This window comes from Streptomyces sp. NPDC007157, from assembly GCF_040634235.1.
Lineage (GTDB): Bacteria > Actinomycetota > Actinomycetes > Streptomycetales > Streptomycetaceae > Streptomyces.
Genome location: NZ_JBEYFE010000013.1, coordinates 138602 through 165444, shown reverse-complemented (window position 1 = coordinate 165444; position 26843 = coordinate 138602). Strand labels below are relative to the sequence as shown.

The following is a 26843-nucleotide window of genomic DNA, read 5'->3' as shown; positions in this document are numbered from 1 at the left end:
GCGGACGCGAAGCAGGGACGCGGCGCGAGGGCCCGGAGAACACGGACCGCCCCGCGGGCGTCGATCCTCGCACGCCCGGCCCACCGCCGCGCAAGTCCCCCTCACCGCCAAGTCATCATGTCCGGTTCACAAGACCTCTTTGACTTGATGCGGTCTCCTTCACAAGGTGTCCGGTACCGGAATCGGCCGCTTCTCGATCGCCGCGGCCATCACCTCGGGGAAGAGATCGGGCGTACAGGCGAACGCCGGTGCCCCGAGCGCGGCGAGCGCGGCCGCGTGCTCCCGGTCGTAGGCCGGCGCCCCCTCGTCCGACAGCGCGAGCAACGCCACGAACTGCACCCCCGACGCCTTCATCGCCGCGACCCGCTTCAGCATCTCGTTGCGTATCCCGCCCTCGTAGAGGTCGCTGATCAGCACGACGACGGTCTCGGTCGGCCGGGTGATCTGCGACTGGCAGTACGCGAGCGCCCGGTTGATGTCCGTACCGCCGCCGAGCTGGGTGCCGAACAGGACGTCCACCGGGTCGTCGAGCTGGTCGGTGAGGTCGACCACCGCCGTGTCGAAGACGACGAGCCGGGTGTCGATGGACCGCATGGACGCCAGCACCGCCCCGAACACCGAGGCGTACACCACCGACGCCGCCATCGACCCGGACTGGTCGATGCAGAGCACCACTTCCTTCTTCACCGACCGTGACGCCCGCCCGTACCCGATGAGCCGCTCCGGCACGATCGTCCGGTACTCGGGCAGGTAGTGCTTGAGATTGGCCGCGATCGTGCGGTTCCAGTCGATGTCGTGGTGGCGCGGCCGGCTGATCCGGGCGCTGCGGTCGAGGGCGCCGGTGAGGGTGGCCCGGGTGCGGGTGGCCAGCCGCTTCTCCAGGTCCTCGACGACCTTGCGTACGACCGCCCGTGCCGTCTCCTTCGTCGTCTCCGGCATCGCCTTGTTGAGCGAGAGCAGTGTGCCGACCAGGTGCACGTCGGCCTCCACCGCCTCCAGCATCTCCGGTTCCAGCAGCAGCGCGGCCAGCCCCAGCCGGTCGATGGCGTCGCGCTGCATGACCTGGACGACGGAGGACGGGAAGTACGTCCGGATGTCCCCGAGCCAGCGCGCCACCGACGGCGCCGAAGCCCCCAGCCCCGCCGAACGCTCCCGGCCCGACTGCGGTCTGTCCCCCTTCCCGTAGAGCGCGGCCAGCGTCCCGTCCATCGCCGCGTCCCGTCCGGACAACGTGCAGCCGGTCCCGTCGGCGGCCTCGCCCCCGAGCACCAGTCGCCAGCGCCGCAGCCGTTCCTGGGCCGTGTCGTCAAGGCCGGTGCCGCCGCCCGTCAGGTCTGCTGTCATCTCCCCACCCCCACGAGGTCGTTGTCTGGTGCCGTTTCGTCGAGGCCGAGCAGCAGCCGCAGCACCGGCAGTACGGCGGCGGCGCGCCCCTCGTCCGCCTCGGCGCCGAAGCCCGGTGTCCCGCCGGCCTGCCCTGGCGCATCCGCCCGCTCCCCCGGCCCGCGGCGCACCAGCTCGCCGATCGTCCTGCGCACCCCCGGCTCGTACGCCGAGAACGTCCGCCGCAGCAAGGGCAGTACATCCGTGAACGCGTCCGCCGGCACCCCTGTGAGCCAGGTGTCGACGAGGCCGAGCAACCGCTCGTCATGGACGAGCAGCATTCCGCCCCCGCCACCCCCGACGAACCCCTCGACCCAGGCGGCCGCGTCCGCGGGCGGAGTCCCCGGCGAGAGCACCAGCCCCATCAGCCTGGCCGCCTCCTCCGGCTCCAGCTCTCCCTCGTCCAGCAGAATCCGCACCGCCCGCCCCCGCAGCACCCCGGGCACGGTGTCCCGCCCCGCCAGCGTGCGCAGCACCGCCCGCCAGCGGCCCCGCAGATCACGGCCGCCGGCATCGGCCCCCGTCCCGGGCTCCCCGAGCAGTCCCACCGCCGTGTGCACGGCGTCCACATGGCCCCGCATCTCCTCCGCCGCGTCCGCGTCGAGGGCGGCGCAGGCCGGCGGGAGCCCGACGAAGACCCGCTCGGCGAGGCCCGCGGCCACCTCGGCGAGCGCCCCGGTGTCGGTACCCCGTACATCGCCGTAGCGCAGGGAACGGACCAGGGCCGGCAGGGCCTGGGCGAGTTGGCCGACGTCCGTGTCCAGCGCCGCCCGGTCGGCGAGTGCCCGCATCACCACCGGCAGCGCGTCCGGCAGAGCGGCGAGCAGGCAGTGCTCGGCGAGCGCGGTGACGTCGGCGAGGGCTCTCGCCTGCACCGCGTCGGCCTCGGCCCTGGCCGTCGCCGCGCCCTCGACGGTCGTCCCCCACACCCCGGCCTCGGCGACCCGCACCGACAGCTCCGGCTCCCAGCGCAGCCGCCAGGTCTCCCGGAACGTGCCCGTGCTCCCCCGCGACTGCGCCTGCTCACCCCACCCGATGCCGAGCAGCCGCAGCCGGTGCAGCAGCCGGCTGCGCCCGGCGTCGGTCTCCTTGCGCAGGTCCAGCTCCAACTCCCGCTCCAGCGCCTCCGGCTTGAGCCTGAGCCGGCGCTGTTCCCGGGTCAGGTCCCGCTGCAGTGGCACCGCGGGCGCCGTCTCCGGCACCTCCCCGAGCACGTCCCCGACCACCAGCCGGTCGTGCACCAGCGCCAGCGGAACGTCCGAGCCCTCGCAGAGCACCGCCCGCACCGCGTCGGTGGTCTCGCCCAGGCCGGGCAGCGGGCGGCCACGCATCACCGCGAGGGTCTCGGCCAGCCGTACCGCCTCGATGACATGGGCCGAGGAGACGATCCGGTCCTCCTCGCGCAGCAGTCCGGCGACCTGGGTGAGCCACCGCTCGACCGGCCGGTCCGGGGCCCGGAACAGATGCCCGTACCAGCCCGGTGAGTCGATGCCCGCGCCGTATCCGCTCGACCGCGCCAGCCGGCGGTTGGTCCACGGCACCCAGGTCAGGTCCGTCTTGACCTTGGGCAGTCCCTTCAGCAGCTCCTTGTCGGCCGCCACGGTGCTCCGCGCGCGCAGCGCCGGCACATGCCACGCCCCGCACACCACCGCCACGTCCTCGCCGAACTCTCGTTGAGCGGACCGTAGTTGTAGCCGCATGTACGCCTCGCGCACCGGGTCCCGGCCGCGCCCCCCGACCCCGTACGTCTCCCGCAGTACCTCCATCGCCTCCGCCACCGCGGTGAACGGCGCGAGCACGTCCCGCTCCCGCTCCCCGGTCCCGCCCCGGTGCTCGACGACGTCCTCCCACCAGCGCTCGGGGTCGTCGTAACCAGCGGCCTCGGCGAGTGCGGCGAGCGGGTCGACCCGCATCCATTCATCGGCGTCGGACTCACCGCCTCCGGCCCCGGGTTCGCCGGCCTCGGCGTCGGGTGCACGACGCTCGGTCCCGGGTTCGCCGGCCTCGGCGTCGAGTGCACCGTCCCCGGTCCCGGGTTCGCCGGCCTCGGCGTCGGGTGCACGGCTCCCGGCGTCGCCAGGCGTCGCCGCTTCCGCACCCGCCCTCCCCCACGCCAGCGTGTGCGTGGCCGGCAGGTCGATGAAGCGGGCGGGGACCCCGTGGTCCAGGGCCCAGCGGATGGCCACCCACTCGGGGCTGAAGTCGGCCAGCGGCCAGAAGGCCGAGCGGCCGGGCTCGTCCACGGCGTGGGCGAGGAGGGCGACCGGGGGCCGCATCTGCGGGTCGGCGGCCAGCGTGATCAGCGCGTCGGCCTCGGGCGGCCCCTCGATCAGCACGGCCTTCGGGCGGGTGGCTTCCAGGGCGGCCCGCACCGCCCGTGCGGAGCCGGGCCCATGGTGCCGTACCCCGAGAAGCAGCGGCCCGGTCCGCTGCCGCGCGGAGTCGCTCATGCGCTCACCTCCCGGCAGGCGCGGTAGAAGTCCTTCCAGCCGTCCCGCTCGCGGACGACCGTCTCCAGGTACTCCTGCCAGATGACCCGGTCGGCGGCCGGGTCGCGAACGACCGCGCCGAGGATGCCGGCCGCCACATCGCCGGCCCGCAGCACGCCGTCGCCGAAGTGGGCGGCCAGGGCGAGGCCGCTGGTGACGACGGAGATCGCCTCGGCCGTGGAGAGCGTGCCGCTCGGCGACTTCAGCTTGGTGCGGCCGTCGGTGGTGATGCCGTCGCGCAGCTCCCGGAAGACGGTGACGACCCGGCGGATCTCCTCGATGCCGTCGGGCACGGCGGGCAGGTCGAGGGAGCGGCCGATCTGGTCGACGCGGCGCGCGACGATGTCGACCTCGGCGTCCGGGCTCTCCGGCAGCGGCAGGACGACGGTGTTGAAGCGGCGGCGCAGGGCGCTGGAGAGGTCGTTGACGCCCCGGTCGCGGTCGTTGGCGGTGGCGATCAGGTTGAAGCCGCGGACCGCCTGCACCTCCTGCCCCAGCTCCGGGATCGGCAGGGTCTTCTCGGACAGGATCGTGATCAGGGTGTCCTGTACGTCGGCCGGGATCCGGGTCAGCTCCTCGACTCTCACCGTCATCCCCTCCGCCATGGCCCGCATGACCGGGCTCGGCACCAGTGCGTGCCGGCTCGGGCCGTTGGCCAGCAGCTGGGCGTAGTTCCAGCCGTAGCGGATCGCCTCCTCCGGGGTGCCGGCCGTGCCCTGCACCAGCAGGGTCGAGTCACCGCTGACGGCGGCGGCCAGGTGCTCGGAGACCCAGGTCTTGGCGGTGCCGGGCACGCCGAGCAGGAGCAGGGCACGGTCGGTGGCGAGGGTGGTGACGGCGACCTCGACAATGCGGCGCGGGCCGACGTACTTCGGTGTGATCACCGTGCCGTCCGGCAGGGTGCCGCCCAGGAGATAGGTGGCCACCGCCCACGGCGACATCTTCCAGCGGGCCGGGCGCGGCCGGTCGTCCTGCGCGGCCAGCGCGGCGAGTTCGGCGGCGAAGGCGTGCTCGGCGTGCGGTCGCAGGGCACCCTCGGTGGTCGTCGGGTCGGTCGGTTCCACGGACACAGTCATGGCTGAGGCCCCCTCCAGCTCGGCCGGTTCGGATCTGGTGTCCACCGTGCACCACGCCACTGACAATCGCTCTGACCTGCACAAACATGCTCGCAGGGTCGATTGTCAGTGGGGGGACCTACCTTCGATGGCATGACTCAGCAGGGGGTGCGCTGGAGTGCGGACCAGGTGCTGGCACTGGCTCCTGACGCCGCGTCACGCAAGGCGGGAAGCAAACTCGGAGCGGCGGGGCCGTGGTCCGAGGCGGGGAGTTGCGAGGAGGGGACCGTATGGGGACTGTGCAAGGGCAGCGGCAGCAAGCCGTACCAGACGATCGTGGACATCGCGGACCCGGCCGGGCTCGCGTACAAGTGCAGTTGCCCCAGCCGGAAGTTCCCCTGCAAGCACGCCCTCGGGCTGCTCCTGCTGTGGGCGGGCGAGGACGACACGGTACCGACGGTGGCGGAGCCGCCGGACTGGGCCGAGCAGTGGATCGCGGTCCGGCGCAAGCGCGCGGAGGACAAACGGACGGCGGGCGGCGGGAGTTCCCCGGCCGCCGCTGATCCCGAGGCGGCCCGGCGGCGGGCGGAGCGGCGGGCCGAGCGGGTCACGGCGGGCGCCACGGAGCTGGAGCAGCGCCTGACCGACCTGCTGCGCGGCGGCCTGGCCACGGCCGAGCAGGCGGGGTACGGGCTGTGGGAGGAGACGGCGGCCCGCATGGTCGACGCCCAGGCGCCAGGGCTGGCCGCGCGGGTGCGGGAGTTGGGGGCGATACCGGGCTCCGGGCCCGGCTGGCCGGTGCGGCTGCTGGAGGAATGCGCCCTGCTGCACCTCCTCGACCAGGGCTGGCTGCGCCGCGACCGGCTCCCGGAGAGCCTCGCCGCCACGGTCCGCTCCCGTGTCGGCCTGCCCGCCACGGCGGACGGTCCGCCGGTGCGCGACCACTGGCTGGTCCTCGCCCAGTACGACACGGCGGACGCGAAGCTGACGACCCGCCGGATCTGGCTGCACGGCGCCGACTCGGGCCGTACCGCGCTGCTCCTCTACTACGGCGCGGCCGGCCGCGCCCCGGAGCTGGCGCTGCCGGTCGGTCTCGCCCTGGAGGCGGAGCTGTCCGCCTATCCCGGCGCGGGCGAGCACCGGGCGGCCCTGGGCGAGCGGTTCGCCGCGCCCGCGCCCCTCCCGCTGCGGCCGCCCGGCATGACGACGGCCCAGGCGGCGGCCCGGTACGGGGAGGCACTGCGGGAGGACCCGTGGCTGGAGTCGGTGCCGGTGACACTGGGCCGGGTGGTGCCCGTCCAGGACGGCGGCTCCTGGCAACTGGCAGATGCGGAAGAAGAACTGGCACTCCCCCTCTCCCTCGCCGCCCGCTCCCGACCCGGTCTGTGGCGGCTGGTCGCGCTCTCCGGCGGGGCTCCGGTCACGGTCTTCGGCGAGTGCGGCCACCGCGGCTTCACACCACTGACGGCCTGGCCGGAGCACACGGACGAGGCGGTACCGCTGTGCTGACCCGGCCGACTGACGAAACCCGTCCGACTCTCAGATCCGGGCCGGCTCAAGGCGCCCGATCGACTCGCACAACCCTGCCGACTCGTGGAAGGGAAACCCCGTGACCGCTTGGGAGGACCTCGTCACCATGGCCCTGCTGGGCACGGACCGGCGTCCGCCCGCGACCGGCGGGCCCGGGCGGGAGGCTCCGGTGGCCCTGCTGGACGAGGCGGCCGTGGCGACCGTACGGCGACGGGCCGGACTGCGGCCCGCGCAGGCCGCGCACCGCCCCGAACCGGCGCCCGAGGACGCGCGCCCCGCGCTGCCGGCCGCGGCGGCGCGCAGGCTGGCGATGCTGCTCTCCGACCGTCCCGGCACCGGGACCGGCGGCCGCCGGGGCACCTCGCCCGACCTCATGGAGCTGCTGCCCCAGTGGCTCGCGGCGGCCAACACGCGCGGGTTCGCCGCGCCCCCGCAGACGCTGCCCGCGCTGCTGGACGCGGCCCGCGGCCGTACCGACCTGCGGCCTGCCGCGCTGGCCTTCGCCGGGCCGCGCGCCCTGTGGCTGGCCCGGCTCAACCAGGACTGGCGGTTCGCCCTGCGCGCGGCCCCGGGCGGCGGCGCGAGCCTGCCCGGCCCCGAGGACACCGATGCGATACGGCGGTTGTGGCAGGAGGGGTTGTTCGCCGAGCGGGTCGCGTTGCTGGCGGCACTGCGGGCCCGTACGCCCGACGCGGCGCGCGAGTTGCTGGCCGGGACCTGGGCGACGGAGCGGGCGGAGGACCGGCTGATGTTCCTCGACTCGCTGCGCACCGGACTGGCCGCCGGGGACGAGCCGTTCCTGGAACTGACGCTTTCCGACCGGAGCCGTAACGTGCGAACGACGGCGGCGGAGCTGCTGTCCGCCCTGCCGGGCTCGGCGCTGGCGGGGCGGATGGCGGTGCGGGCCGGGGCGTGTGTGGCCGTCGACCACTCGGGGGACGGCCCGGCGATCGCCGTGGAGGCGCCGCCGGAGTGCGACCCGGGCATGGAGCGGGACGGGGTGGTGGCCAAACCACCGAGCGGACGCGGCGAACGGTCCTGGTGGCTGGGCCAGTTGGTGGAGGCTGCCCCGCTCGCCACCTGGTCGGCGCGGCTCGGCGGCCGTACGCCCGGGGAGATCGTGGCGCTGCCGGTCGCGGACGGCTGGCAGGGCGAGTTGCACGCGGCCTGGTGCCGGGCCGCCGTACGGCAGGGGGACGCCGAGTGGGCGAGAGCGCTGCTCGGGGTTCCGGCGGCGCCGGAGGCGGGCGGTCCGGGCGCGGTGTCCCTGGCCGAGCGGGCCAGGCTGCTGGGCACGCTGGACGGTGCGGAGCGGGCCGGGTGGGTGGCCGGGTTCATCGCGGCGCACGGCCTGTCGGAGGCGTTCCAGCTGCTCGGTGTCTGCGCCGTACCGTGGTCGGCGCCGCTTGGCCGAGCCGTGGTGGATGCTCTCAACATCGCGCGGGACGCCGGGAGTTACCCCTGGAGCTTCAGCGGGGTGATGGGCCTGGCCGAACGCTGTCTGGATCCCGCGGAAGCGGGCCGGCTGGACGCGTTGCTGGCGGTTCCGGACGAGGGGGAGGACGCGTCACCGGGTGCCGGCGGGTACTGGGCGGAGGCGTTCCAACGGCTCGCGACGACCTTGAGGCTGCGGGCGGTGATGCTGGAGGAACTGGGGCCGGTCGGCGACTGAGCGTCCGGTGCCGCGACGGCTCTTGGGGGCTGTGCCGCCGAGCCCTGGGCGGCGCGAACCGCCTCACGCCCGGACGCGTCCCGGCCGTCCCGGCCCGGTCGCCAGGGTCAGGACGGATCGGATCGGACGGATCGGATCGGATGTAGTCCGGCCGGGCCGGGCCGGGCCGGGCCGCCGTGACGTGATGCGACGTGACCGCGGGTTACGCCTCCGTGGGCTGCCGGACGTTCTCCCGTACCCACTCCACGATCGACGTCGTCGTCGCCCCCGGCGTGAAGATCGCGGCGACGCCCTTGTCCTTGAGGGGGGCGATGTCGTCCTCGGGGATGATGCCGCCGCCGAAGACGAGGATGTCCTCGGCGTCACGCTGCTTGAGGAGGTCGATGACCGCGGCGAACAGGGTGTTGTGGGCGCCGGAGAGAATGGAGAGGCCGATCGCGTCGGCGTCCTCCTGGATGGCCGTGTCGACGATTTGTTCCGGCGTCTGGTGGAGTCCGGTGTAGATGACCTCCATGCCCGCGTCGCGCAACGCCCGCGCGATGACCTTGGCCCCGCGGTCGTGGCCGTCGAGCCCCGGTTTGGCCACCACCACGCGAATCGGACCGGCTGCCACACCCATCACTGCCTCCATGACCACGAAACGAACACGCCGACATGCGTGCGTACCGAGAAGTACCGCACATTTGGCGCGTTCCGCCACCCGTCTCCAGTGAACGAACGTTATCTCCAGCATCCCGCAACCGGCAGTTTCGCGGAGGTTACCGAGGGGGAAATCACACACAGTGGGACACGTCAGGGAGCCGCAGCGTGGTCCGCGGGGGCAACACGGGCACGCGACGCGGCACGTCGTCGTGCCCTCGCCACCTCCGCTCGGCCTCCCATGAGGGCACACGGGGGACAGAGCCGTCCTCCGCGCGCCGACAGGAGGTCGGCCGATGAAGGTCACCGCGGCACTCGAGCCCTTTCTCCCGCTCTGCCGTCGCTTTCTGCCCGGCAGACTCGCCGGCCTGTCGCTGGCCCTCCTGAAGTCGACCGCACTGGAAGCCGCGATCCTGGCCGGGCACCTGCTGCTCTATCCGACCGGCCTCACCCCGGAGCGCCGCTCCCCCGCACAACAGCCCGCACCGCAGGACGGCACCGCCCTGCTGCCGGTCCGGACGACCCCGCCGGTCGTGCTGCTGCACGGGTTCATCGACAACCGCTCGGTCTTCGTCCTGCTGCGCCGCGCCCTCGCCCAGCACGGCGGCCAGCGCGTCGAGTCGCTCAACTACTCGCCGCTGACCTGCGACATCCGCACCGCCGCCGGCCTGCTGGGCCGGCACATAGAGGAGATCTGCCAGCGCACCGGCAGCCGCCGGGTCGACATCGTCGGACACAGCCTCGGCGGCCTGATCGCCCGCTACTACGTCCAGCGGCTCGGCGGTGACTACCGCGTCCGCACCCTGGTGACGCTCGGCACCCCGCACTCCGGCACCCGGGTCGCGCCGCTCGCGGACGCGCACCCGATCGTTCGGCAGATGCGCCCCGGCTCGGAGGTCATCGAGGAGCTGACCCGGCCCGCGCCCGGCTGCCGTACCCGGTTCGTCAGCTTCTGGAGCGACCTCGACTCAGTGATGGAGCCGGTCGAGACCGCCCGGATCGACCACCCGGACCTCATGGCGACCAATGTGCAGGTGACCGGGATCGGCCACCTCGCCCTGCCCGTCCACCCGGCGGTCGCGACCGGCATACGGCAGGCCCTCGACGAGGCGCACTCGGAGGAGCGGGTCGCGGACGGCCTGACGGTGGCCTGACGGTGACCCGAGGACGAACCGGGTGAGTCGGGTATTCGGGGTGGTTCGGTCGGGCAACGACCGCCCGGCTCCGCCGACTTAGCCCCCCGTATTCTCGAACACTCCTCGAACACAAGGCCAAACCCGCGCCCGCCGTCCCCCGAAACACGGCCGAATGCCCGTTTCCCGAAACCACGAAACCTGCTGAAGATTGTCGCGCCCGTATACCGCCGGGTACAGTCGCCGCACTGCTCTGGCAGCCCCTGTTGTCGAGGCGAAAGAGAAGTTGGTGAACGACCGTCACCCGTCGGGGACCATGACCACCCCGGCCCCGGCTTCCGACGCCGACCAGGCGCACTACGCGCCGTACGGCACCCAGGAAGCCCAGTACGGCGACTTCACCACGTACGGCGACCACGCCGCTACCGGCACCTCGTTCCACAGCGACCCGCTCTTCGGCCATCTCCCCGGCGAGGCCCAGGCCACCGGCGCGTACGACGCCACGCAGTGGCAGACGACCGGCGACCACACGCTGAACTACGACCCCTACGCGGCCCAGCACCACGCCGCCTACGACTCCGGCGCGTACGACAGCACCAGCTGGACCATCCCAGCGCAGGCCACGCAGGCGACACAGGGCACGGTCGGCGACGGCAGCGGCCACTGGGACGCGAGCGCCTGGCTCCAGCCCGACCAGTCGCACCCGGCCGGCGCCACCCAGCAGTGGGAGTGGGGCACCCAGGTCTTCGACACCGGCACGTACGACGCCACGCAGTGGAACTCCGACGGCACCCCGGCGCAGCCCGCGGAGCCGGAACACGAGCACGAACCCTGGTCCGCCGAGCCCTTCGAGCAGTCGGCGACCCAGATGTTCGAGCAGGTTCCCGCCGAGCAGGTTCCCTACGACGAGTACGAGGAGTACACAGAGGACTCCACGGACGCCGGGGAGTTGGCCGCGACCGGTGAGCTACCTGCAGTAACGCCACTGCTGGAGGACCAGGAAGAGGTCACCCCGGCCGCTGCGACCGCGACACGCGCCGGCGGCCGCGCGGGGGCGCGCTCCCGCCGTCGTACGCCCCCCAAGCGCTCCGCGCTGCTGACCGTCGCCGTGCCCTCGGCCTGTGTGATGGGGGTCGCCGGAATCGCGGCCGCCTCCGTCGGCACCCTGACCGGCGGCGAGGGCCAGGACACCACCGCCTCGGCCGCGCAGTCGGTGAAACCGTCCGCCGCCAACAGCAAGCTGGACGCCCAGCTGAGGACGCTCTCGGCGGGCGCCGACGACTTCGCCGACCGGGCCAGCCGGACCCAGGAGCGCATCGACCTCAAGACCCAGCAGGAGGCCGAGAAGAAGAAGGCGGCGGCGGAGGCGGCCCGCAAGGAGCGGCTGCGCCCCAAGTACGTCCTCCCGGTCACGCAGCGGGGGCTCAGCGCCTACTTCGGCCAGGCCGGCGTGAACTGGATGTCCGTCCACACCGGCATCGACTTCCCCGTCTCCTACGGCACGACGGTGATGGCCGCGACCGACGGCGTCGTCTCCACCAAGTGGAACAGCGCCTACGGCAACATGATGATCGTGACGGCGAAGGACGGCACGGAGACCTGGTACTGCCACCTCTCGTCGTACCGCGTCGCCTCGGGTACGACCGTGAAGGCCGGGGATCCGATCGCGTACTCCGGGAACTCCGGGAACTCGACCGGCCCGCATCTGCACTTCGAGGTCAGGCCGGCGGGGGGTTCCGCCATAGACCCGCTGCCGTGGCTGCGGAGCCACGGACTCGACCCGACCTGATCCTGGCCCTGCGCCTGGTCAGCAAGCCCTGATCGGTGAGTCCTGATCAGTGAGCCCCGCTCGTGGCAGCGGGGCTCAGCCTTCCGTCTTCACAGCGCCGGCGCGGTCACAGCTTCTCCACCGGCGCGTACCGCAGCAGCAGTCGCTTCGGCTTGGTGTCGCCGAAGTCGACCGTCGCCTCCGCGTTGCCGCCCGTGCCCTTCACCCCGACGACCGTGCCGAGGCCGAACTGGTCGTGGGTGACCCGGTCACCGACGGCCAGCGAGACCACCGGCTTCTCCGAGGTCCGCCGGGTGGCGAAGCCGGACGCGCCGGACGCCGAGGAGCGCGAACGGGTCGAGGAGAGCGAGGCCGCCACGCCCGACGCGGGCCCGGAGGACACCGGCGCCATCGCCCCGGTCCGCTTCCACTCCAGATACCCGGCCGGGATCTCCTCCAGGAAGCGCGAGGGCGGGTTGTACGACGGCTGCCCCCAGGCGCTGCGCATCGCCGACCGCGTGAGATACAGCCGCTCCCGCGCGCGCGTGATGCCGACGTACGCGAGACGCCGCTCCTCCTCCAGCTCCTTGGTCTGGCCGAGGGCGCGCATGTGCGGGAAGACGCCGTCCTCCATGCCGGTCAGGAAGACCACCGGGAACTCGAGGCCCTTGGCGGTGTGCAGGGTCATCAGGGTGATGACGCCGGAGCCGTCCTCGTCCTCGTCGGGGATCTGGTCGGAGTCGGCGACCAGGGCCACCCGCTCCAGGAAGGCGGACAGCCCGGCCGGCGCCTCGCCCTCCCCGGACTCCTGCTCGAACTCCAGTGCCACGGAGGCGAGTTCCTGGAGGTTCTCGATCCGGGTCTCGTCCTGCGGGTCGGTGGAGGCCTGCAACTCGGCGAGATAGCCGGTGCGTTCCAGGATCGCCTCCAGGACGGTGGCCGGTCCGGCGCCGGACTCCACGACCGTACGGAGGTCCTCCATCAGCGTGTTGAACCGCTTGACGGCGTTGGTCGACCGCGCGGCCATGCCGTACGCCTCGTCCACGCGCTTGAGCGCCTGGGGGAAGCTGATCTTCTCGCGCTGGGCGAGGGCGTCGATCATCGCCTCCGCGCGGTCGCCGATACCGCGCTTGGGGACGTTGAGGATCCGGCGCAGCGGGACGGAGTCCTCCGGGTTGGCCAGCACGCGCAGATACGCCAGGACGTCCCGGACCTCCTTGCGCTCGTAGAAGCGGACACCGCCGACGACCTTGTAGGGCAGGCCGACGCGGATGAAGATCTCCTCGAAGACACGGGACTGCGCGTTCGTGCGGTAGAAGACGGCGACATCGCCGGCCTTCGCCTCCCCCGCGTCCGTCAGACGGTCTATCTCGTCGGCGACGAACTGTGCCTCGTCGTGCTCGGTGTCGGCGACATAGCCGGTGATCTGCGCGCCCGCGCCCGCATTGGTCCACAGGTTCTTCGGGCGGCGGGACTCGTTGCGCTCGATGACCGCGTTGGCGGCGGAGAGGATCGTCTGCGTGGAGCGGTAGTTCTGCTCCAGGAGGATCGTCGTCGCGTTCGGGTAGTCCTCCTCGAATTGGAGGATGTTGCGGATCGTCGCCCCCCGGAAGGCGTAGATCGACTGGTCGGCGTCGCCCACCACGCACAGTTCGGCGGGCGGGAGGTCCTGCTCGCCCGGCGGTACGTCCTCCGCGTGCGCGCCGGTGCCGACCAGCTCGCGCACGAGCGCGTACTGGGCGTGGTTGGTGTCCTGGTACTCGTCCACCAGGACGTGCCGGAAGCGGCGGCGGTAGTGCTCGGCGACGTCCGGGAAGGCGCGCAGCAGGTTGACCGTCGTCATGATCAGGTCGTCGAAGTCGAGGGCGTTCGCCTCGCGCAGCCGCGACTGGTACATGGCGTAGGCCTGGGCGAGGGTCTTCTCGAAGCCGTCGCTCGCCCGGGCGGCGAAGTCCTCCTCGTCGACCAGCTCGTTCTTGAGGTTGCTGACCTGGGCACTGAAGGACTTCGGCGGGAAGCGCTTGGGGTCGAGGTCCAGGTCCCGGCAGACCAGCGCCATCAGGCGCTTGGAGTCAGCCGCGTCGTAGATCGAGAAGGAGGAGGTGAAGCCGAGCTTCTTGCTCTCCCTGCGCAGGATCCGCACGCACGCGCTGTGGAAGGTCATCACCCACATCGCGTTCGCGCGCGGGCCGACGAGGTGCTCGACGCGCTCCTTCATCTCGCCCGCGGCCTTGTTGGTGAAGGTGATCGCGAGGATCTGCCCCGGGTGCACCTGGCGCGCGCCGAGCAGGTGGGCGATGCGGTGGGTGAGCACGCGCGTCTTGCCGGAACCGGCGCCGGCCACGATCAGCAGCGGGGAGCCTGCGTGCACGACCGCCGCGCGCTGGTTCTCGTTCAGCCCCTCCAGGAGGGCGGCCGGGTCCAGGGCCGGGCGGGCGGCGCCGTCGCGGTAGTAGGCGTCCCGGTCCGGGGGCGCGTCGAACTGCCCGCCGAACAGATCGTCCGGAACCGGTTCCGGTACGTGCTCGTCCTCGGGCGGCGGCGGGGGTTCCTCCTCGTGGCCGCGCGGGGACTGGAGGCTCGCCAGGAAGCTGTCGTCAAAGAGGCTGCTCATCGCTCTCCGAGTCTAGGGCGCCCCACCGACAACCGGTCCCCACCCCGGAAACTCACCCCGGTCACCCGCCAGAATCGGCCCCTCACGGTCAGCGATCACACGCCGTGAGCACGGGCCGGCCCGTCAGCGGAGAGCACGGACCACCCGCCCGCACCGGACAAGTCACCGCATACCCTCCCCGATCAACCGATCCGGCCGATCCGCAACACCAAGGTCACGAAAATGTATCGGGCATATCGCACATCAAACTTCACACGGAGCACACGAGTTGGCTAGCGTGCCGAGCAGGCCGTACGACCCCCACCGGCGAACGTCGCCGGGCCGCACGGCCTCCGCCGAGTCCAGGGTGCCGCCGCGTACCCGGAGCCGGGGACCCACACCGAACCTTGGGGTGAATCGGTCCCGACTTCCCACCGGGGAACGGACCGTAGGGCAACCCTTCCGAACCACCCGCCCGAACCCGACAGCTAACTCGGTAGGCGGAGCATGGAAGGAGTCGCCCCCGTTGGCGTCGCACCGCAAGTCGCGTCCGTCCGCAACGCGCGTAGCAGGCATACGCACCCCCGCCCTGGCCACCGCCGCCCTCACCTCCGTGGCGCTGCTCTCCCAGACGGCCAACGCCGCGCCCTCCGAGGACGGCAAGCCCAGCCTGGAGGAGGTCGAGAAGAAGGTCGACGCCCTCTACCGGCAGGCCGAGTCGGCGACCGAGAAGTACAACGCGGCCAAGGAGAAGACCGGAAAGCAGCGCAAGCAGGCCGACACCCTGCTCGACGACGTCGCCGAGCGCACGGACCGGCTCAACAAGGCGCGTGAGGAACTGGGTTCCTTCGCCGCGGCCCAGTACCGCACCGGGACCGGCGCACCCGACACGGCGACGTTCCTGCTCGCGGACAGTCCGCAGGACTACTTCGACCAGACGCAGCTGATGAGCCGGCTGACCTCGCGCCAGAAGGACGCGGTCGACGACTACGCCACACAGCAGTCCGCGACCATGGCGAAGCGGCAGGAGGCCGCCAAGAGCCTGGAGACGCTCACCGAGACCCAGGACGACCTCAAGACCGCCAAGACCACCGTTCAGACGAAGCTGGCCTCCGCGCGGGAGCTGCTGTCGCAGCTGACGGCCCAGGAGAAGGCGCGGCTGGCGGAGATCGAGAAGCAGCAGCAGGCGGCAGCGGCACGCAAGGCGGCGGAGCTCGCGAAACAGCAGGCGGCGGCCGCGAAGGATGCTTCGTCGTCATCGACGTCGACCTCCAGCGGCTCCTCTTCGTCCTCTTCTTCCTCCTCGTCCGACTCCGCCTACGGGACGAAGGCGGCCAAGGCGATCGCCTTCGCCCGTGCGCAGGTCGGTAAGCCGTACGTCTGGGGCGCCACCGGCCCCGGCTCCTACGACTGCTCCGGCCTCTCCCAGGCCGCCTGGAAGGCCGCGGGCGTCTCCCTGCCGCGCACCACGTACGACCAGGTGAACGCCGGCACCACCGTCTCCCTCGCCGACGCCCAGCCCGGCGACCTGGTCTTCTTCTACGACGACGTCAGCCACGTCGGCGTCTACATCGGCAACGGCATGATGATCCACGCCCCGAAGCCCGGCGCGTACGTCCGGGAGGAGTCGATCTACTACGGCGGCGAGTCGATCATCCACAGCGTGGTGCGACCGGCCTGAAAGGCGCCTGCGACCGGCTCAAGAGGCGCGGGCACGCGCACGCGCGCATTTCGTGGGGCTGCATCTGGCGGGGGCTGGTGCTGTACGGGTTCGCCGTGGCCCGTTTCGAGTGGCGGCAGGTGATCGCGGGGGCAGGCGACCACTGGGTCGCGGGCGGCGCGCCCGCGATCTCCGCGCTGGCCGGGGCAAGGCTGCTGGCCGCCGACAGCGCCCGGCTGTACCTGTGGAACGACGACGACCGGGGCGTTCTGCGCACGGTGACGGTGGCGCTGCTCGTCCTGGCCCTGGCCTGGTACGTCGTACTGCTGGCCGCCGAGGTGGCGCGACCCCGGCCGCGTTACGACGTACGCCGCTGGGCGACGGTGTTCACGATGGGGTTGACGGCCGCGGCGATGCTGTCGGTCGCGACCGCCGTCGGCGTCCCGTGGCTGAGATGGCCGGGGCGGGTCCTGGCGTGGGTCGCGGTGGCGGCCTGGCCGGCGGTGACCGCCGGCGCGGTGACGGCCGCCCGCGCCGCCCTCAGGAGGGCTTCCTGAGGGTCACGTCCACAGCACGGCGATGAAGATGTTCACCATGGTCAGCAGGCCCACCAGGCCGAAGGCACCCTTCTCCACCTTCTCGTCGTCCCGCTTCACGTAGACGAGCCCGAGGATCACGATCAGCAGCGCGAGCTTCACGCCGATCTTGACGGTGTTGACGTGGTGGTCGTCGGCCTCGTTGAGGCCGACCAGGATCACGCCGGTCGCGAGCATGGTGAACGCGCCGTGCAGCATCCCGGGGACGAAGCGGGCCGTGCCCTGGCCCATCGCCTTCATCTGGGTGAGGAAACCGCCGAGGAGCGCGGCGATGCCGATGATGTGCAGGCCGACGAAGAGATGGATGAGTACGCCCATGGCCCCGGAGCCTAATCAGGGCCCCCCGGGTCGCCGGTCACCGGCCCCTCCCTCCGCACCCGCCGCCGCCCGTCGCCTGTCGCCGACCGCCGCTGCCCGCCGTCCACCGTCCGCCGCCACGGCATCGCATATATGCACCCCATAGCACCCCGCGCGCCCCGCTCGCCCCGGAACCGCCGCTTCGGTCATCCGGCCCCGTGAAGCCGACGGGTCCGGACCGGAATCCCGGTCACATAGCGTCGGGTAACGATCCGGTCACACCAATTCCGCGCATCGCGTTACCAGGCCGACACAGACCGGTTTAGCGTCCTCCCCCAGGTGACCGACTCCCCACCGCCGCCCGGGCCAGGGGCGGCAGTCGGACACCACCGCCGAGAAAGTCCGGCGGCGGCCCGCTCCCCCTGTGCGGGCCGCCGCCGGACGCGTAATCCGCACCCCTGCGGCCGTATACGCGCTCCCCCTGGCGTGCGTACGGACCACACGGCGGTCGTACGAAAGGACGTGACCAGTCCAGGTGGCAGCGCACCGCAAGCCCCGACAGCGCTCGCTCAGCGGCAGTACGGCCCGCACGGCCGTCACCCTCGCCCTGGCGGGCGCGGCCACCGCGACGGGCTTCGAAGGGACCGGACACGCCGAGCCGCAACTGACACCGGCGCAGGTGAAGGCCAAGGTGGACCAGCTGTACCAGGAGGCCGAGGCGGCCACCGAGAAGTACGACGGAGCGAAGGAGAAGGCCGACGCCGCCCAGCAGCGGCTCAAGGCGTTGCAGGACGAGACCGCCCGCAAGCAGGACAGGCTCAACTCCGCGCGGGACGCGCTCGGTCTGGCCGCGGCCGCGCAGTACCGCGACGGCGGTATCGACCCGGCGTGGCAACTGGCGCTCTCCAGCGATCCCGACCGGTACCTGGACAACGCCGCGTTCGCCGAACGGGCCGGTGCCGCGCAGGCCGGCGCGGTGGCGCGGGTGCGCCGACAGCTGCGGGAGATCGAGCAGTTGCGCGGCGCGGCGCACGTCGAGCTGGCCTCGCTGCGATCCCGGCAGGCCGAGCTGAAGCGGCAGAAGACCACCGTCACCGGCAAGCTGGCCGAGGCCCGGCGGCTGCTGGACCGGCTCTCGCCGCAGCAGCGGGCGGCGGTCACGGCGGACGGCGACTCCGCGCGCGCCTCCCGTTCGGCCTCCGGCGCCCGCGCCACCCTGGCCCCGGGCGGCGTCACGGCCTCCGACTCCCGTGCCGCGGCCGCCGTGGCGTACGCCTACGCCAAGCTCGGCAGCCCCTACGTCTGGGGCGCGACCGGCCCCGACGCCTTCGACTGCTCGGGACTCGCCCAGGCCGCCTACCGCTCCGCCGGCGTCTCCCTCCCCCGTACCACCTACGCCCAGATCAACGCCGGCCGCCGCGTCTCCCGCTCCGAACTCCAGCCGGGCGACCTGGTGTTCTTCTACTCGGGCATCAGCCACGTCGGCATCTACATCGGCAACGGCCAGATGATCCACGCCCCCAATCCGTCGGCCCCGGTACGGATCGCCCCGATCGACGAGATGCCGTTCGCCGGGGCGACACGGGTGGTGTGAACCCCGTCGGCCACCGTACGGATCCGGGGCCTCCCGGAGCCGCCTCAGACCAGGCGGCGCGCGGTCGCCCAGCGGGTCAGCTCATGGCGGTTCGACAGTTGCAGCTTCCGCAGCACCGCCGACACATGGGACTCGACCGTCTTGACGGAGATGAACAGCTGCTTGGCGATCTCCTTGTAGGCGTAGCCGCGCGCGATCAGGCGCAGGACCTCGCGCTCGCGCTGGGTGAGGCGGTCGAGGTCCTCGTCGACCGGCGGGGCGTCGGTGGAGGCGAAGGCGTCCAGGACGAACCCGGCGAGCCGCGGGGAGAAGACGGCGTCGCCCTCCTGCACCCGGAAGATCGAGTCGACCAGGTCGGTGCCGGTGATCGTCTTGGTGACATAGCCGCGGGCGCCGCCGCGGATCACCCCGATCACGTCCTCGGCCGCGTCCGACACGGACAGCGCGAGGAAGCGCACCGGCCGTTCGGCGTCCGCCGTCAACGGGGCGCACCGGCGCAGCACTTCGACCCCGCCGCCGCCCGGCAGATGCACATCGAGGAGCACCACCTCGGGCCGGGTCGCGGTGATCACCGTGACCGCCTGGTCGACGTCGGCGGCCTCGCCGACCACCTCGACGCCGGTCTGCTCGGTCTGGCCGATCTCGGCCTGCACACCGGTACGGAACATCCGGTGGTCGTCGACGAGGACCACGCGCACCCGACGCCCGGCCTTCTCCGTGCCTTCCGCCGGGCCGTTCGCCTCGGTCGCGTCGCTCATGACGTGTTCTCCGCCCTCTCCATCTCCAACTCGACCTCCGTGCCGCCGCCCGGCACGGACCGCAGCCGCGCCGTACCGCCGTGGCGTTCCATGCGGCCGACGATCGATTCTCTGACACCCATGCGGTCGGCGGGTATCGAGTCGAGGTCGAAGCCGGGACCGCGGTCGCGGACGGACACGAAGACCGTCCTGCCCTCGGCTTCGGCGTAGACCTGGACGGCGCCGCCCTCGCCACCGTACTTGGCGGCGTTGACCATCGCCTCGCGCGCGGCCTGCATCTGCGCGCCCGTCCGCTCGTCGAGTGGGCAGTCGCCGACCACCACGACCTCGATGGGGACGCCGTGCTTGTCCTCGACCTCCGCGGCATTGCGCCGGACCGCTTCGGCGAGGGTGGTGGGCTCGTCGGCCTCGTCCTTGCCGGTGCCCTCGGGCTTGTAGAGCCAGGTGCGCAGGTCGCGCTCCTGGGCGCGGGCGAGGCGGCGCACCTCGTTCGCGTTCTCCGCGTTGCGCTGGATCAGGGTCAGGGTGTGCAGCACGGAGTCGTGGACATGAGCGGCGACCTCGGCGCGCTCCTGGGCGCGGATACGCATCAGCCGCTCCTCGGAGAGGTCCTGGGTCATCCGCACCAGATACGGCCCGGCGAGCAGCGTGATGCCGACGAGCACGGCGAGCGAGGCCTGGAGCACCGCCCCGATGTGCGCGGCGGAGCCCTGCATGACGAAGACGCCCGAGACGCCCGCCGTGACGAGCAGGACGCCGACGCCCGCGCGCAGCAGCGAGAGCGTACGGCGCCGGCTGCCGACCTCGACCCAGCGGGCCCGGCGGGCGTTGTCCGCCTGGCGCCAGACGAGCGCCACACCGGCGGCGACCAGGACCGCGGGCAGGAGATAGGCCTTGGCGCCGCTGGTGAGGTTGACACTGCCCACGAACACCATGGACACGACGACCATGAGGAGCAGCGCGACGATCTGGCCTCTGTCGGGTCTGCGGGCGACGAGTCTGCGGCGGCCGTCCGCCGAGGTCTCGGTGGTGACCAGGGAGGGCGGTTTCTGGCCGCCGACGCCGCCTAGACCGAGGGGCACGAAGAACCAGAACGCGGCATACAGCAGCGCGCCGAGGCCGTTGGCCATGAACAGGCCGACGAAGACGAGCCGCACCCACACGACGGGCAGGCCGAGATGCCCGGCGAGGCCCCGCGCCACCCCACCGAGCCAACGGCCGTCGCTGCTGCGGTAGAGCTTGCGCGGCGGCCGCGGGTCGTCGAGGGGCACTGCTGCGGCTTCCGGCATGCCATCGATGTTCACACGCCACAAGTCCCCGGGCATCAGGGTCGGCCCCCGATACTCCCCTGATCTTCGGATTTCCCCGCGCCGGGTGCCCGGACTTCGGGTGGCGAGCGGCCGGGTCCGTCGCAGGGCGCGGCATCGAACGCCTCCCGGCCCGGCCTCGGGGCCGATTTCAGGGTTCGGCCAGGGTCATCCCGACTGCCGTCGCGGCGGCTCGCCCGTCACCATTGACTCATGACTGATCACGAGCACGCCGCGACGGGTCCGGGACCCGGCCCCGGCCCGCGGCCCGCCCCGGGCCCCGGGCCGTCGGATGCCGCGCCCGCCGCGGCGGAGGCGGCCGGGACGGGGGCGCCCGAGACGGAGGCCGACACCACCGGCACCGGCACCGGCACGGAGGCGCTCCCCCGGTTCCGGCGCGACCGCCGGCACAAGATGATCGCGGGCGTGTGCGCGGGGCTCGGCCGTCACACCGACCTGGACCCGGTGATCTTCCGCATCACCCTGGCCGTGCTGGCCGCGACCGGTGGCATCGGTCTCCTCTTCTACGGCTTCGCCTGGCTCTTCGTGCCGTACGAGGACGACGAGGAGAACGAGGTCCGCAAGCTGCTGACCGGCCGGGTCGACGGGCAGGCCCTGGCGGCCGTGCTGTTCGCCCTGGTCGGCTGCGGAGTCCTGCTGACGATGATCAGGAACGGCGGGGTGCTGGCGTTCGCCGTCGTCCTCTCCGTTCTGCTGGCGGGCGCCGGGTACTGGTCGCGGCGGCGAGGCGCCCCGGACCCCGATCCACTGGCCGCTCAGACGGTCGCCGACGCCCCTCCCGAGGCCCAGGCACCGCCGATCTCGATCACCTACCCGTCCTGGTGGCGCGACCCGATCGTCAAGGACGGCACGCACGTCGGCGGCACCGGCTATCTGTGGGGCCCCGCCGACGCCCGCGACCGGGACGTCCCGGGACTGGACTTCCGGCTGAGCACCCCGTGGGTCCACGGCCAGGACACACGCGCCCGGCAGAGCACACCCCCGAAGCCGCGCGGACCACGCTGGATCGGCGGCTGGATCTTTCTGTTCGCCCTGCTGGCGGGCGGCCTGGGCACGGGCCTGACGTGGGACACACACCCGCTGGGCACCAGCCTCCAGGCCGGTCTGGCCGGTGCGCTGATCGTGTTCGGCCTGGGCACGGCGGTCAGCTCGTTCCTGGGACGCACGGGGGCCGGCTCGCTGTTCCTGGCGCTCGTCACGGCGGCTCTGCTGGCGGCTTCGACGGCCCTGCCGTCCGACATCAGCACCCACTGGACGCGCGAGTCCTGGACCCCGGCGACGGCGGCCCAGGTGGCGACGGAGTACGACCTGGGGACCGGGGTGGCCACCCTGGACCTGAGGCACATACGCATCGCCGAGGGGCAGACGGTGTCGACGGCCGCCGAGGTGGGGGCGGGACAGCTGAAGATCGTCGTGCCGGCGGACGTGACCGTGCGGATGAGCATCGACGTGGGGGTGGGCGACATCCAGTTGCCCGGTGACGACAAGAAGGACGTGGACGTGGAACCGGGCAAGCACAAGGACGTGACGCTGCGGCCGACGGGCGGCGCGAAGAACACGGGCACGCTCGACCTGGATCTCCAGGTCGGCGCGGGACAGGTGGAGGTGAGCCGTGCTGCGGCATGAGTTCCAGCCCGGACGGCTGATCGTGGGCGTCTTCCTGACGGCGACAGGAGTCGCCTACGCCGGTGACGCGGCGGGCCTGTGGACGACCGAGTGGTTCGCGGTCATCCCCCTGATGGTGGTCGGCCTCTTCCTGGCAGGCGTGACCGCGGTCCTGACCCGGGCGATACGCAGGCACCGCCGCGCACCGGAGAGCTGACGTAGAGCCGAGGAGCTAGCGCAGGCCGCCGGACCGTTGTCGGCGCCGGGCACGCAGCATCGCGTCCAAGGAGAGGTAGGGGGCGCCGGCCAGGACCAGGGGCAGCCAGGCCATCAGGTAGGCGAGGTCGTTGCCGTAGTAGTACGGGGAGTTGGCCCAGCTGATGGTCAGCCAGAGGCTGAGCGAGATCAGCGCACCGCCGAGGGCGGCAAGGCGGGCCAGCAGGCCGAAGAGGGTGCCGAGGCCGACGGCGAGTTCGCCGATGGCGATCGCGGTGCCGAAGCCGACGGGGTTCTTCAGGGCCAGGTCGACCAGGGCCGGGATCGCGGCGGAGTCGCGGACCCCGCGCATGGTGTCACCGATCGAGCCGGAGCCGCCGGACTTCAGGAAGGCGCTGTCGGTCAGCTTGTCCAGGCCGGCGTAGATGAAGGTGACGCCTAGGAAGATCCGCAAGGGTAGGAGGGCGTATCGGGTGGCGATATCGCGCAGACCGCGATCGCCATCGAGATAGGGGGGGTGCGTGTCCGTACGAATGCCGTGAGTCATCGCCACTAGCCGCCTCTCGCCGCTGTACCCAGGGCCCCTCAACAGACCATACGTACGACAACCGCGACCCGCTCAATCCTGCTCAGGATATTTTTACGAATTTCGGCGGGTCTTCGTCACCCGCCCGCAGTCCACCGTCACCCGGTCGCCCGCCCACGGATCCCCGCCCCGGTCCCCTACTCGGTCACCTCCACCACGCACCGGTTGGTGGCCGCCCCGGCCGCCGTCACCACCTGGACCTCGACCAAGCCGGGTTCCACCTCGGCGGGTACGGGGACGGTGAGGACGCTGTCCGTGGGGTTGCTGAAGCCGCCGGTGACGGGGACCAGGGGCACGTGGACGTTGACCGCGCCGACGCGGACGACCATGCGGGAGAGACGGTCGGCGGTCTGGGCGCCGGGCGGCACGAAGCCGGTGCCACGGATCTCGATGTCGTCGCCCGTGCGGATGGGCGCGTCCAGGTCACCGGCCTCACGGGCGCGGACGACGGAGAGGATGACCGGGCGGCCGCCCTCGGCGTACTTGCCGGCGAGGTAGGTCGCGGCGGAGATCAGGACCACCGTCGCGAGGCCCCAGGGAAGGTCGGGAAGCTGGTCGGGGCGGCGGGCGAGGCGTACGGCGGCGAAGACGAGGGCGACGGCGCCGATCACGACGTACTGGATGTCGGCGAAGGTGCCCCGGCCGGAGTCGTCGGTGAGCAGGTCGGCCGCGCGGGGGCGGTGTGCGCGCACCTTCTGCAGACGCTGGCCGAGGATGCGCAGCCCGACCACCCGGCGCACCAGGACGGCGATGCCGCTGACCACGGCGAGGACGGTCACCACACCGGCGCCGCGGGCGAGGTCGAGGCCGGAGATGAGGGAATCCCGGTCGGCGGGAGAGGAGGCGACGGCCAGGCGGCCGGCCAGCACGAGTACGGCGTAGGCGACGAACAGGACCCAGGAGGCGGCCACGGTGCGGGAGGTGGACATGCGGTTGTCCTCGCCGATCACGGGGGCGAGCACGCCGCCGCGCGAGCGGTGGAACCAGGAGGCGGCGGTCAGCGCGAGGGCCACGACCACGGCGGCGACCAGTCCGGCGGTGCGGGCGCTGGTCCAGCCGGCGCCGATCGCGGTGAGGGACTGGGCGAGCAGCGTGATCACGACGGCCGCCCAGACCGTGACCACGGTGCGCAGCCAGAGCCGGGCGAGCCAGGCCTCGCCCTCGGCGCGGCCGCGTTCGGCGACCACCTCGGCGGACTGGGAGAGTTCCTCGGAGACCCACTGGCGGGAGGCGGAGGCGGAGTGGGCCACCGCCGCGGGCAGCCCCTGTCCGGCCGCGAACTCCTCGCGTTTGAGGAGGAATTCGGCGACCGCCCGCCGGTGCCCCTCGCGTGCCCCGTGCGGACAGTCCCCGCACGTGCACGCGCCCCCGTGGACACCCGAACCGGCGCCCTGCCTCGCCTCCTGCACCGCCACGCCCGACGCCCGCCTTCCCCACGCCCGGGGCACGGCGCGCAGGGCCCTCCCCGGGGCCGGACAACGCCGTGCAACTCCCTTGTGTCGAGAGCGAATTGTGCCCTACGCCACGCTGTTCGCGTTCAGCAGGTTGGTCACGACGGGTGAAGGTACGGCCGACAGGTTGACCCGGCTGCGAGAATTCCCCCATGGCCGAGATCATCCAGCGGGACGGGACCTGGGCCTTCGACGGCAGCACGGTCCGGATCACGCCGGGACGCCATCGCTCCGTGCCGCTGTTCCGGCAGACGTACGGGGAGATCGCCGTACCGCTGGAGGCGGTGTCGGGGGTGGTGTACGAGCCGGAGCGCAAGCGCGGGCGGCTGCGGATGCGGCTGCGCGAGGGCGCGGATCCGTTGCTGCAGGCGACGGGCGGGCGGCTACCGGAGGCCGCGGATCCGTATCTGCTGACGGTGGACGGGGACCGGTCCGGGGTCGCGGAGTACGTCGTGGCGGAGATCCGGCAGGCGCTGCTGCTGGACCAGATCCCGGCGGAGCCGACGAAGGCGTACCTGCTGTCGGGGCCGCCGGTGCCGGTGTCGGTGCGGTCCTCGGACGGCACGGTGTCGTTCGACGGTACGCAGGTGCGGATCGACTGGGCCGACACCGCCGACCGGGTCAAGCGGGCGACCGGGCCGCGGATCATCGGGCTCGGCGACCTGGTGCAGGTGGAGTGGCTGCCCAACTCCGGCTACGAGGACGGCTTTCTGCGGTTCGTCACCCGGGAGACGGTGTTCTCGAAGCTGCCGGCGGAGCGCGACCCCTACGCCCTGGACCTGTGGGGCAGTGTCCGCCGCGATCTGCTGACGGCGCTGGTCGCGGCGGCGGTCACGGCCCGGCTGCCGCATCCCTCGACCCGCGCGGGTGCGGAGTACGCCGACCGGGACCGGCCGCCGGCGGCCGTGCCGCGCCAGTCGGCCGACCACCACGACATACTGCTGCGCAGGCTGCGGGAGCTGGGCGAACTGCACCGGGACGGGGTGCTCACGGACGAGGAGTTCGCGCTGACGAAGGCGGCCGTGCTCAGGAGTTTCTGAGGCCGCTAGCTCAGCAGGTCCGGTTCGGCGCGGCTGATGTCCTGCCACAGGGGCTGGTAGTTGATCCAGGCCACCAGGTCGCCGCCGAGCTGTTCGCGGGTGGCGACGGCGAGTTTGTGGTCGATGAGCAGCGGGCGGCCGGCGGCTTTGGCGGTCAGCTGGACCTGCGCGGACTTCTCCATCGAGAGGAACCACCAGGCGGCCGCGTCCACCGAGTCGCCGACGGTCAGCAGCCCGTGGTTGCGCAGCACCAGTGCCTTGCGGGAGCCGAGGGCGCCGGCGATCCGGCGGCCCTCCTCGGCGTCGACGGCGACCCCGGTGTAGGCGTCGTACAGGGCGTGGTCCTCGTAGAAGGCGCAGCTCTCCTGGCTGATGGGGTCGAGCAGGTCGCCGAGGGCGGACAGGGCGCGGCCGTGCACGGAGTGGCAGTGGGCGACGGCGACGACGTCCGGGCGGGCCGCGTGCACCTGGGCGTGGACGGTGAAGGCGGCCTGGTTGACGTGGTAGCGGCCCTCGATCACCTGACCGTCCTGGTTGGCCAGGACGAGGTCGCTGACGGTGACGTGCTTGAACGGCATGCCGAACGGGTTGACCCAGAAACAGTTCGAGTACTCGGGGTCGCGGGCGGTGATGTGCCCGGACACCCCGTCCTCGAGTCCGGCCCGGCCGAAGATCCGCAGCGCGCCCGCGAGCCGCTCCTTGCGATGCCGACGCTCGTCGTCGAGCGAGTCGTGCATCGGCGGCATCGCGAACCGGAGCTGATCGGTGGGCAGCGGCAGGGGCGGGGTCGGCCCGTGCATAGGTCCTCCAGCACTGGGTTTGTGTTACGGCCGGAAGTTACCGTCGGTCAGCGCAGGAAAACAGGGCTGTTCTGTAAAGATGACGCGCGCGAGCAAATCACGACAGAAGATGTCGGGTATCGGCAGCACAGTGGCTCGTATGACACGTACAACCCCCACGAGCGGAACCGCCGGTACCGACTGGGCGGCCTTCGTCGCCGCCGCGCCCGGCCTGGCGCGCACCGTCGAGGAACGGTTCGCCGCCCACCGCCACCACGTCCTGGCCACCCTCCGCAAGGACGGCTCACCCCGCACCTCGGGCCTGGAGGTCCGTTTTCTGGCCGGCGAGGTCTGGCTCGGCATGATGCCGGACTCGGTGAAGGCGCTCGACCTGCTGCGCGATCCGCGGTTCGCGCTCCAGGCCAATCCGGGAGCCGGCACCGACATGGGCGGCGGGGACGTACGGATCGCCGGACGGGCGTACGAGGTCGTGGATGCGGCGGTGAAGGGGGCGTACACGCAAGAGGTGGAACCGCCGGAGCCGTTCCACCTCTTCCGTACCGAGCTGACGGAGGTCGTACGGACCCACGTCGAGGACGACACCCACCTGGTCGTCGAGATCTGGCACCCCGGGGAGCCCCTGCGCACCGTCAGGCGCAGATAGGCCCTAC

21 protein-coding genes, 1 pseudogene and 1 riboswitch are annotated in these 26843 nt (G+C 72.4%); of the genes and pseudogenes, 11 read left to right on the top strand and 11 right to left on the bottom strand.

Features of this window, described 5'->3' with window-relative positions:
* Positions 1-159: 159 nt before the first annotated feature.
* The 3 genes from ABZ642_RS24190 to ABZ642_RS24180 are packed head-to-tail and all read right to left on the bottom strand — an operon-like array spanning position 160 to position 4948.
* Positions 160-1344 carry a VWA domain-containing protein gene (locus tag ABZ642_RS24190; protein WP_360487658.1) on the bottom strand — a complete coding sequence of 395 codons (1185 nt, stop codon included), beginning with the start codon at positions 1342-1344 and terminating at the stop codon, positions 160-162.
* A complete protein-coding gene (locus ABZ642_RS24185; RefSeq protein ID WP_360487656.1) occupies positions 1341-3833 on the bottom strand; it encodes a DUF5682 family protein in 2493 nt (830 codons plus the stop codon). The genes ABZ642_RS24190 and ABZ642_RS24185 overlap by 4 nt, the downstream gene beginning before the upstream one ends.
* Positions 3830-4948 (bottom strand): AAA family ATPase, encoded by a 1119-nt coding sequence (locus ABZ642_RS24180; protein WP_360487653.1) that lies wholly within the window; start codon positions 4946-4948, stop codon positions 3830-3832. Before ABZ642_RS24180 ends, ABZ642_RS24185 begins: the two co-directional genes overlap by 4 nt.
* Before the next feature lie 132 nt (positions 4949-5080).
* Between ABZ642_RS24180 and ABZ642_RS24175 the strand changes: the two genes are divergently transcribed.
* Together ABZ642_RS24175 and ABZ642_RS24170 are read left to right on the top strand one after the other, a co-directional pair.
* On the top strand, positions 5081-6436 hold the full coding sequence (locus ABZ642_RS24175) for an SWIM zinc finger family protein (protein WP_360487650.1): 1356 nt from the start codon (positions 5081-5083) through the stop codon (positions 6434-6436).
* A gap of 127 nt (positions 6437-6563) precedes the next feature.
* Complete coding sequence (locus ABZ642_RS24170; protein WP_360488010.1) at positions 6564-8129, top strand: DUF5691 domain-containing protein; 1566 nt, start codon at positions 6564-6566, stop codon at positions 8127-8129.
* A 202-nt stretch (positions 8130-8331) separates the two neighbouring features.
* On the opposite strand, the gene ABZ642_RS24165 is transcribed toward ABZ642_RS24170, so the two are convergent.
* On the bottom strand, positions 8332-8748 hold the full coding sequence (locus ABZ642_RS24165) for a cobalamin B12-binding domain-containing protein (RefSeq protein ID WP_360487647.1): 417 nt from the start codon (positions 8746-8748) through the stop codon (positions 8332-8334).
* A 316-nt stretch (positions 8749-9064) separates the two neighbouring features.
* Between ABZ642_RS24165 and ABZ642_RS24160 the strand changes: the two genes are divergently transcribed.
* On the top strand, positions 9065-9922 hold the full coding sequence (locus ABZ642_RS24160) for an alpha/beta fold hydrolase (RefSeq protein WP_360487644.1): 858 nt from the start codon (positions 9065-9067) through the stop codon (positions 9920-9922).
* Between the two features lie 268 nt (positions 9923-10190).
* Positions 10191-11690 carry a M23 family metallopeptidase gene (locus ABZ642_RS24155; protein WP_360487641.1) on the top strand — a complete coding sequence of 500 codons (1500 nt, stop codon included), beginning with the start codon at positions 10191-10193 and terminating at the stop codon, positions 11688-11690.
* Positions 11691-11796: 106 nt separating this feature from the next.
* Here the strand turns inward: ABZ642_RS24155 and pcrA are convergent, their stop codons facing one another.
* Entirely contained in the window at positions 11797-14283 is a 2487-nt protein-coding gene (gene pcrA / locus ABZ642_RS24150) for a DNA helicase PcrA (RefSeq protein ID WP_360487638.1), read from the bottom strand.
* A 323-nt stretch (positions 14284-14606) separates the two neighbouring features.
* A riboswitch (cyclic di-AMP (ydaO/yuaA leader) is annotated at positions 14607-14780 on the top strand.
* 8 nt (positions 14781-14788) lie between these two features.
* Here pcrA and ABZ642_RS24145 point away from each other — a divergent pair.
* Together ABZ642_RS24145 and ABZ642_RS24140 are read left to right on the top strand one after the other, a co-directional pair.
* Positions 14789-15943 carry an NlpC/P60 family protein gene (locus ABZ642_RS24145; RefSeq protein ID WP_360487635.1) on the top strand — a complete coding sequence of 385 codons (1155 nt, stop codon included), beginning with the start codon at positions 14789-14791 and terminating at the stop codon, positions 15941-15943.
* 65 nt (positions 15944-16008) lie between these two features.
* A pseudogene (locus ABZ642_RS24140) lies at positions 16009-16479 on the top strand (hypothetical protein); the annotation flags it as partial.
* A gap of 3 nt (positions 16480-16482) precedes the next feature.
* Here ABZ642_RS24140 and ABZ642_RS24135 read toward each other — a convergent pair.
* Positions 16483-16836 carry a hypothetical protein gene (locus tag ABZ642_RS24135; RefSeq protein ID WP_351693476.1) on the bottom strand — a complete coding sequence of 118 codons (354 nt, stop codon included), beginning with the start codon at positions 16834-16836 and terminating at the stop codon, positions 16483-16485.
* Between the two features lie 514 nt (positions 16837-17350).
* Here ABZ642_RS24135 and ABZ642_RS24130 point away from each other — a divergent pair.
* Positions 17351-18409 (top strand): NlpC/P60 family protein, encoded by a 1059-nt coding sequence (locus ABZ642_RS24130; RefSeq protein ID WP_360487632.1) that lies wholly within the window; start codon positions 17351-17353, stop codon positions 18407-18409.
* Between the two features lie 44 nt (positions 18410-18453).
* Here ABZ642_RS24130 and ABZ642_RS24125 read toward each other — a convergent pair whose 3' ends face one another.
* Positions 18454-19167 carry a response regulator transcription factor gene (locus ABZ642_RS24125; protein WP_351742085.1) on the bottom strand — a complete coding sequence of 238 codons (714 nt, stop codon included), beginning with the start codon at positions 19165-19167 and terminating at the stop codon, positions 18454-18456.
* On the bottom strand, positions 19164-20456 hold the full coding sequence (locus ABZ642_RS24120) for a PspC domain-containing protein (protein WP_360487628.1): 1293 nt from the start codon (positions 20454-20456) through the stop codon (positions 19164-19166). Before ABZ642_RS24120 ends, ABZ642_RS24125 begins: the two co-directional genes overlap by 4 nt.
* A gap of 231 nt (positions 20457-20687) precedes the next feature.
* On the opposite strand from ABZ642_RS24120, the gene ABZ642_RS24115 reads away from it, so the two are divergent.
* Together ABZ642_RS24115 and ABZ642_RS24110 are read left to right on the top strand one after the other, a co-directional pair.
* Positions 20688-22121, top strand: a complete 1434-nt coding sequence (locus ABZ642_RS24115; protein ID WP_360487625.1) for a PspC domain-containing protein — start codon at positions 20688-20690, stop codon at positions 22119-22121.
* Positions 22108-22317: a hypothetical protein gene (locus ABZ642_RS24110; protein ID WP_360487623.1), complete on the top strand. Its 210-nt coding sequence runs from the start codon at positions 22108-22110 to the stop codon at positions 22315-22317. Before ABZ642_RS24115 ends, ABZ642_RS24110 begins: the two co-directional genes overlap by 14 nt.
* A gap of 15 nt (positions 22318-22332) precedes the next feature.
* Here ABZ642_RS24110 and ABZ642_RS24105 read toward each other — a convergent pair whose 3' ends face one another.
* Together ABZ642_RS24105 and ABZ642_RS24100 are read right to left on the bottom strand one after the other, a co-directional pair.
* The gene (locus ABZ642_RS24105; RefSeq protein ID WP_360487620.1) at positions 22333-22863 is read right to left on the bottom strand and encodes a DoxX family protein; all 531 of its coding nucleotides are present in this window, start codon (positions 22861-22863) and stop codon (positions 22333-22335) included.
* 176 nt (positions 22864-23039) lie between these two features.
* Entirely contained in the window at positions 23040-24317 is a 1278-nt protein-coding gene (locus ABZ642_RS24100; protein ID WP_360487617.1) for a hypothetical protein, read from the bottom strand.
* A 188-nt stretch (positions 24318-24505) separates the two neighbouring features.
* Here ABZ642_RS24100 and ABZ642_RS24095 point away from each other — a divergent pair, with 188 nt between their 5' ends.
* Complete coding sequence (locus tag ABZ642_RS24095) at positions 24506-25393, top strand: DUF4429 domain-containing protein (protein WP_360487615.1); 888 nt, start codon at positions 24506-24508, stop codon at positions 25391-25393.
* 5 nt (positions 25394-25398) lie between these two features.
* Here the strand turns inward: ABZ642_RS24095 and ABZ642_RS24090 are convergent, their stop codons facing one another.
* Positions 25399-26193 carry a class II aldolase/adducin family protein gene (locus tag ABZ642_RS24090; protein ID WP_360487612.1) on the bottom strand — a complete coding sequence of 265 codons (795 nt, stop codon included), beginning with the start codon at positions 26191-26193 and terminating at the stop codon, positions 25399-25401.
* A 139-nt stretch (positions 26194-26332) separates the two neighbouring features.
* On the opposite strand from ABZ642_RS24090, the gene ABZ642_RS24085 reads away from it, so the two are divergent.
* A complete protein-coding gene (locus ABZ642_RS24085) occupies positions 26333-26836 on the top strand; it encodes a pyridoxamine 5'-phosphate oxidase family protein (RefSeq protein WP_360487609.1) in 504 nt (167 codons plus the stop codon).
* The last annotated feature ends 7 nt before the right edge of the window (positions 26837-26843 follow it).

Coding starts and splice junctions, on each gene's coding strand:
- ABZ642_RS24125 (WP_351742085.1), bottom strand. CDS start 19,167: ATGAGCGACGCGACCGAGGCGAACGGCCCGGCGGAAGGCACGGAGAAG.
- ABZ642_RS24085 (WP_360487609.1), top strand. CDS start 26,333: ATGACACGTACAACCCCCACGAGCGGAACCGCCGGTACCGACTGGGCG.
- ABZ642_RS24120 (WP_360487628.1), bottom strand. CDS start 20,456: ATGCCGGAAGCCGCAGCAGTGCCCCTCGACGACCCGCGGCCGCCGCGC.
- ABZ642_RS24175 (WP_360487650.1), top strand. CDS start 5,081: ATGACTCAGCAGGGGGTGCGCTGGAGTGCGGACCAGGTGCTGGCACTG.
- pcrA (WP_360487638.1), bottom strand. CDS start 14,283: ATGAGCAGCCTCTTTGACGACAGCTTCCTGGCGAGCCTCCAGTCCCCG.
- ABZ642_RS24165 (WP_360487647.1), bottom strand. CDS start 8,748: ATGGGTGTGGCAGCCGGTCCGATTCGCGTGGTGGTGGCCAAACCGGGG.
- ABZ642_RS24095 (WP_360487615.1), top strand. CDS start 24,506: ATGGCCGAGATCATCCAGCGGGACGGGACCTGGGCCTTCGACGGCAGC.
- ABZ642_RS24115 (WP_360487625.1), top strand. CDS start 20,688: ATGACTGATCACGAGCACGCCGCGACGGGTCCGGGACCCGGCCCCGGC.
- ABZ642_RS24160 (WP_360487644.1), top strand. CDS start 9,065: ATGAAGGTCACCGCGGCACTCGAGCCCTTTCTCCCGCTCTGCCGTCGC.
- ABZ642_RS24190 (WP_360487658.1), bottom strand. CDS start 1,344: ATGACAGCAGACCTGACGGGCGGCGGCACCGGCCTTGACGACACGGCC.
- ABZ642_RS24105 (WP_360487620.1), bottom strand. CDS start 22,863: ATGACTCACGGCATTCGTACGGACACGCACCCCCCCTATCTCGATGGC.
- ABZ642_RS24170 (WP_360488010.1), top strand. CDS start 6,564: ATGGCCCTGCTGGGCACGGACCGGCGTCCGCCCGCGACCGGCGGGCCC.
- ABZ642_RS24185 (WP_360487656.1), bottom strand. CDS start 3,833: ATGAGCGACTCCGCGCGGCAGCGGACCGGGCCGCTGCTTCTCGGGGTA.
- ABZ642_RS24090 (WP_360487612.1), bottom strand. CDS start 26,193: ATGCACGGGCCGACCCCGCCCCTGCCGCTGCCCACCGATCAGCTCCGG.
- ABZ642_RS24135 (WP_351693476.1), bottom strand. CDS start 16,836: ATGGGCGTACTCATCCATCTCTTCGTCGGCCTGCACATCATCGGCATC.
- ABZ642_RS24180 (WP_360487653.1), bottom strand. CDS start 4,948: ATGACTGTGTCCGTGGAACCGACCGACCCGACGACCACCGAGGGTGCC.